Origin of the sequence: Phenylobacterium sp. (assembly GCF_044358365.1) — a bacterium.
Lineage (GTDB): Bacteria > Pseudomonadota > Alphaproteobacteria > Caulobacterales > Caulobacteraceae > Phenylobacterium.
The window spans coordinates 1-5,065 of the sequence record NZ_JBIKNZ010000116.1 but is presented as its reverse complement, the minus strand read 5'-3'; the positions used below and the strand labels follow the sequence as shown (position 1 = coordinate 5,065).

5 protein-coding genes and 1 pseudogene are annotated in these 5,065 nt (G+C 66.9%); 4 read left to right on the top strand and 2 right to left on the bottom strand.

Annotated features, from left to right (window positions below; all coding sequences use genetic code 11):
* The coding region (locus tag ACIQ3B_RS17910; RefSeq protein ID WP_397405005.1) for a transposase at positions 1-162 on the bottom strand (162 nt) is incomplete at its 3' end.
* A 304-nt stretch (positions 163-466) separates the two neighbouring features.
* Positions 467-3,337 (bottom strand): DNA polymerase I, encoded by a 2,871-nt coding sequence (polA, locus tag ACIQ3B_RS17905; protein ID WP_397405003.1) that lies wholly within the window; start codon positions 3,335-3,337, stop codon positions 467-469.
* A gap of 105 nt (positions 3,338-3,442) precedes the next feature.
* Between polA and ACIQ3B_RS17900 the strand changes: the two genes are divergently transcribed.
* The 4 genes and pseudogenes from ACIQ3B_RS17900 to ACIQ3B_RS17885 form a co-directional block, all read left to right on the top strand.
* Positions 3,443-3,835: a thiol-disulfide oxidoreductase DCC family protein gene (locus tag ACIQ3B_RS17900; protein ID WP_397405001.1), complete on the top strand. Its 393-nt coding sequence runs from the start codon at positions 3,443-3,445 to the stop codon at positions 3,833-3,835.
* Positions 3,832-4,017, top strand: coding sequence for a hypothetical protein (locus ACIQ3B_RS17895; protein ID WP_397404999.1), 186 nt, complete (start codon positions 3,832-3,834; stop codon positions 4,015-4,017). Before ACIQ3B_RS17900 ends, ACIQ3B_RS17895 begins: the two co-directional genes overlap by 4 nt.
* Before the next feature lie 51 nt (positions 4,018-4,068).
* On the top strand, positions 4,069-4,281 hold the full coding sequence (locus tag ACIQ3B_RS17890; protein ID WP_397404997.1) for a hypothetical protein: 213 nt from the start codon (positions 4,069-4,071) through the stop codon (positions 4,279-4,281).
* A gap of 47 nt (positions 4,282-4,328) precedes the next feature.
* A pseudogene (locus tag ACIQ3B_RS17885) lies at positions 4,329-5,065 on the top strand (DNA replication and repair protein RecF); the annotation flags it as partial.

Genomic DNA, 5,065 nt, shown 5'->3' with positions numbered 1-5,065 from the left:
CCCCGTCGCCTGCGCCCCGAACTGCGTCATCCATCGTCGCAGCACCGTCTCGTGCAGACCCAGCTCCCGGGCCACCGCGCCCGCCGACAGTCCGCTGGCCGCCACACGATCAACCGCCTCTCGTTTGAAAGACTCCGGGAAAACCCGACGCGTCGGACTCATCAGACACGCCTCTCCAGCTCCGAAAAGCTAGCATGGGTGTCCACTGAAACGAGGGAGGATCACGACTGATTGGGCGTTTCAGCAGTCGCATCACAGGTTTTGCTAGTTGTTGAAGAAAGGGTGCTCCTAAGTCCCGTTCTGGACGGTAGGGTTAACGTGCCACGTCTCTTCCCGTTGGTACGCTACCTAACTGGAGATGGTCCCTGAATCAGACCCCTAAGTGAATGAGGAGGAATGATTTCTGGCGTATGGCCTCCAAGAAAGACGTCTTCCCCCTCGGCTCCACCAGGAACCTTTCAAGCCCTCAGTGCGCGTCGTCCCAGTTGGGCGCGGCGCGGGCTTCCACCACCAGGGGCACCGAGATCGACAGCGCCGGCTCCGCCGCCCGCTCCATGATGCGGCGGGCCACGGCGATGACCGCTTCGGCCTCGGCTTCGGGGGCTTCGAAGACCAGTTCGTCGTGGACTTGCAGCAGCATCCTTGCAGCCAACCCCTCAGCGCGCAGCGCGTCAGGCATCCTTATCATGGCCCGGCGCATGACGTCGGCGGCGGCGCCCTGGATCGGGGCGTTGATGGCGGCGCGGTCGCCGAAGGCGCGTTCGGCTTGGGAGCGGCCCTGAGCGGCGGGGATATAGACCTTGCGCCCGAAGATGGTGGTGACGAAGCCCTCGGCGCGGACCTGGCGGGTCATGCGATCCATATAGGTGCGGATGCCGGGGAAACGCTCGAAATAGGTCTTGATATAGGCGCCGGCCTCTTCCCTGGGGATCGAGAGCTGGTTGGCCAGTCCGAACGCTGAGATGCCGTAGACGATCCCGAAGTTGATCGCCTTGGCGCGACGGCGGGTTTCGGCGGGCATGCCCTCGATCGGCACGCCGAACATCTCGGAGGCGGTCATGGCGTGGATGTCGAGGCCGTCGGCGAAGGCCTGTTTCAGTTGCGGGATGTCGCCGATGTGGGCCAGCAGGCGCAGCTCGATCTGGGAATAGTCGGCGCTGATCAGCACATGGCCCTGATCGGCGATGAAGCACTTCCTGATCTTGCGCCCTTCCTCCGTGCGGATGGGGATGTTCTGCAGGTTGGGATCTGACGAGGCGAGACGCCCGGTGGTGGCCGCGGCCAGCGAGTAGGAGGTGTGCACGCGGTTGGTTTTCGGATCGATCGCGGCGACCAGATTGTCTGTATACGTACCCTTCAGTTTCGAGAGCTGGCGCCAGTCCAGCAGGATGCGCGGAAGTTCATGGCCCTGGGCGGCCAGATCTTCCAGCATGGAGGCGTCGGTGGACTGGGCCCCGGTGGCCGTCATCTTGCCGGACGCCAGCCCCATCTCGCCGAACAGGATGTCGCCCACCTGTTTGGGGCTGCCCAGATTGAAGGGGTGTCCCGCGACGCGGTGGGCTTCCAGTTCGAACTCGGCCATGCGGACGGAGAAGTCGTTGGAGAGCTGGCGCAGCCTGTCAGGGTCCACGCGGATGCCGGCCAGCTCCATGTCCACCAGAACCCCCGGCATCGGCCGTTCCAGGGTCTCGTAGACCGTCAGCAGATGCTCATGCGCCAGGCGGGGGCGCAGATGCTCATAGATGCGCAGGGTGACATCGGCGTCCTCGGCGGCGTAGCGGGTCGCGGGCTCCAGTTCGACATGCTTGAAGCTCTTCTGCGCCTTGCCCGTTCCGGCCACGGTCTTGAAGCTGATCGGCTCGTGGCCCAGCAGGCGGCGCGAGAGCTCATCCATGCCGTGGCTTTTGTGCAGGCCGCCTTCCAGGGCGAAGCTGATCAGCATGGTGTCTTCGATGGGTCCGACCTGGATGCCGTAGCGGGCCAGCACCGCCATGTCGTACTTGGCGTTCTGGGCCACCTTCAGGATCGAGGGGTCTTCCAGCAAGGGCTTCAGCCGAGCGATGGCGGCGTCCATCGGGATCTGGGTGAGGTCGGCCGGCGCGTCCAGTTGCAGCCCGCCCTCACCCTCATGCACATGGCCCAGCGGAATGTAGCAGGCCTTGCCCGGCGCGGTGGCCAGCGACACGCCGCAGAGCCCCGCACTGGTAGCGCCCAGCGCGTCGGTCTCGGTATCGAAGGCGATCACGCCGGCGGCAGTGGCCTCGGCGATCCAGCGGTTCAGCGCCGCCAGATCCTGCACGCATTCATAGGCGCTGACATCCACCGCCCCGTGGGTCGGCGCGGCGGGCGCCTTGGTCTCCGGCGCCGGCGTGGCGGCGACGGTGATTCCAGGCGCGGCGTTCCCGGCCTTGCCGTCGCCGATCCGACGGGCCAGCGTGCGGAACTCCATCTTCTCCAGAAACGCCGCCAGCACCGTCGGGTCCGGATCGTCGACCACCAGAGCCTCAAGCGGTTCCGGGAGGGGCGTGTCGCAATCCAGTTGCACCAGCTGTCGCGACAGCCGGATCTGGTCGGCGAAGTCGATCAGGGTCTGGCGGCGCTTGTCCTGCTTGATCTCGCCGGCGCGGGCCAGAAGGGTGTCGAGGTCGCCGTATTCGTTGATCAGCGCCGAGGCGGTCTTGATGCCGATACCCGGCGCGCCCGGTACATTATCGACGGAATCGCCGCACAGGGCCTGCACATCGACGACTTTGTCCGGCGTAACGCCGAACTTCTCGGCGACCTGTTCAATTCCGACCTTCACGTTCTTCATGGCGTCGAACATGAAGACCTTCGGGCCGACCAGTTGCATCAGGTCCTTGTCGGAGGAAACGATCACCACCTCGCCGCCCATGTCGCGCACCTTGCAGGCATAGGCCGCGATCAGATCATCGGCCTCATAGCCCGGCAGTTCGATGGCGGGCACGCCGAACGCCAGCGTGGCCTCCCGCACCAGCGGGAACTGCGGCACCAGATCCTCGGGCGGCGGCGGGCGGTGGGCCTTGTACTGATCATAGAGTTTGTTGCGGAACGTCTTCTCCGAGTGATCAAAGATCACCGCCAGATGCGTCGGCGCCTCCGCGGACGTCTTCATGTCCACCAGCAGTTTCCAGATCATGTTGCAGAAGCCGGAGACAGCGCCGATCGGCACGCCGTCGCTCTTGCGCGTCAGCGGCGGCAGGGCATGGAAGGCCCGGAAGATGAAGCCAGAGCCGTCGACCAGATAGAGCCGGATCGCAGCCCCGTCCTGAGGTTTGGCCTTGACGCCGGCGGATGCAGTTTCGAGAGTGTCGCTCATGTCGACACGATAGGCCCGGACGGGCGCCAGGTCACCCGCTTCGCGAACAGATTGCCGCAACCCGGCGACGGCGCTAGGGCTGGGCCGAGGAGCTTTGAATTCCGCATGACTGGTCCAGTGTCGGCATCGCAGGTCACCGTCTGGTACGATGGCGATTGCCCGCTGTGCCGGCGGGAGATCGCCTGGCTGCGGCGACTTGATCGACGTGAGGCCATCGCCTTCGTCAATGTGGCCGAGGGCGCGGCGTGCCCGATCGACCGGTCAACCCTGCTGGCGCGGTTCCATGCGCAGGAGGCGGGCGGACCCATGGTGTCCGGCGCGGCGGCCTTTGCGGCCATGTGGCGGGCGATCCCGGTGTTGCGACCGGTCGGCCTGATGGCGCGCAGCCCGCCGGTGCTCTGGGTTCTTGAGCGGGCCTATCGCGCTTTCCTCCTGATTCGCCCCCGGTTGCAGGCGCTGGCCCGCCGCCTGACAGGATCCGTCGCGGAGGTCCCATGACCTTTCTTGCCAGCCTCAAGGCGACACCGGGTGCGATCCTGATCTACGGCGTTCTGGGTCTTACCGGGTTTCTGGGGCCACCACTGGTCGGCCTGCTGGTGCCGGCCTATGGCGAGCTGGTGCTTAAGCTACTGATCGCCTACGCCGCGCTGATCCTGTCGTTCCTGGGCGGTGCGCGATAGGGTCTTGCAGCGTCCGGCTCGTCGCTGTCGCCGATCACGATCTCGCTGGCGATGCTGCCGACGCTGTTTGCCCTGGCCATCGTAATGTTTCCGACGAGCGCGCGCGTCTGGCAGATCGGAGCCCTGGTTGTTGGACTGGCCCTGCAGTGGCTGTGGGATGTCCGGGCGCGGGGCCTGCCGGACTGGTATCCGGGTCTGCGGACCTTGCTGAGCGGCGGCGCGATCGCAGGCCTGGTCGCCGGAGCCCTGTTTCTGCAGACCTGACGCCTGGCTTGTTCGCGCTCGACCCTGAAGCAGGCTAAGACGCCCCGGTGACCGCCTGCGCCCTGACACGCCTGACCCTGACGGACTTCCGGTCCTACGCCACGGCGGAGCTGGCGCTGGACGGGCGGCCCGTCTGGCTGGCGGGGCCCAATGGCGCGGGCAAGACCAACCTGCTCGAGGCGGTGAGTTTTCTCATTCCCGGCCGGGGATTGCGCGGCTCGGGGCTGGCGGAGGTCGGCCGCCGGATGCCGGGCGAGACCCACGGACGCGCCTGGGCCGTGGCGGTGACCGTGCGGGCGGGAGACGAGGACACCCGGCTGGGCACCGGCGTCGAGACCCCCGGCGCCGCGCGTCGCGCGGTGCGGGTGGAGGGTGAGACCGTGCCGCCGGGCCGCCTTGCCGAACACACCCGGCAGGTGTGGCTGACCCCGGCGCAGGATCGTCTGTTTCTGGAGGGCGCGGCGGATCGTCGCCGCTTCTTTGATCGGCTGGTGTTCGCCGCCGAGCCCATCCATGCCGCCCACGTTCAGGCCTATGAGAAGACCCTGCGCGAACGCATGCGTCTGTTGACTGATGGGCCTCCCGACGCAGGCTGGCTGGATGCGCTGGAGGCGCGGCTGGCCGAGGCCGGGGCCTTGATGTCGCAGGCCCGCGCCCGGACCCTTGCGGCGCTGTCTGCAGAGATCGACACCCGGGGCGACCGCCCGTTCCCCCAGGCGCGCCTGTCCCTGACAGGGGAGTGGGAACAGATGGCCGCCGAGGGCGCCGGACTGGCCGACATCCA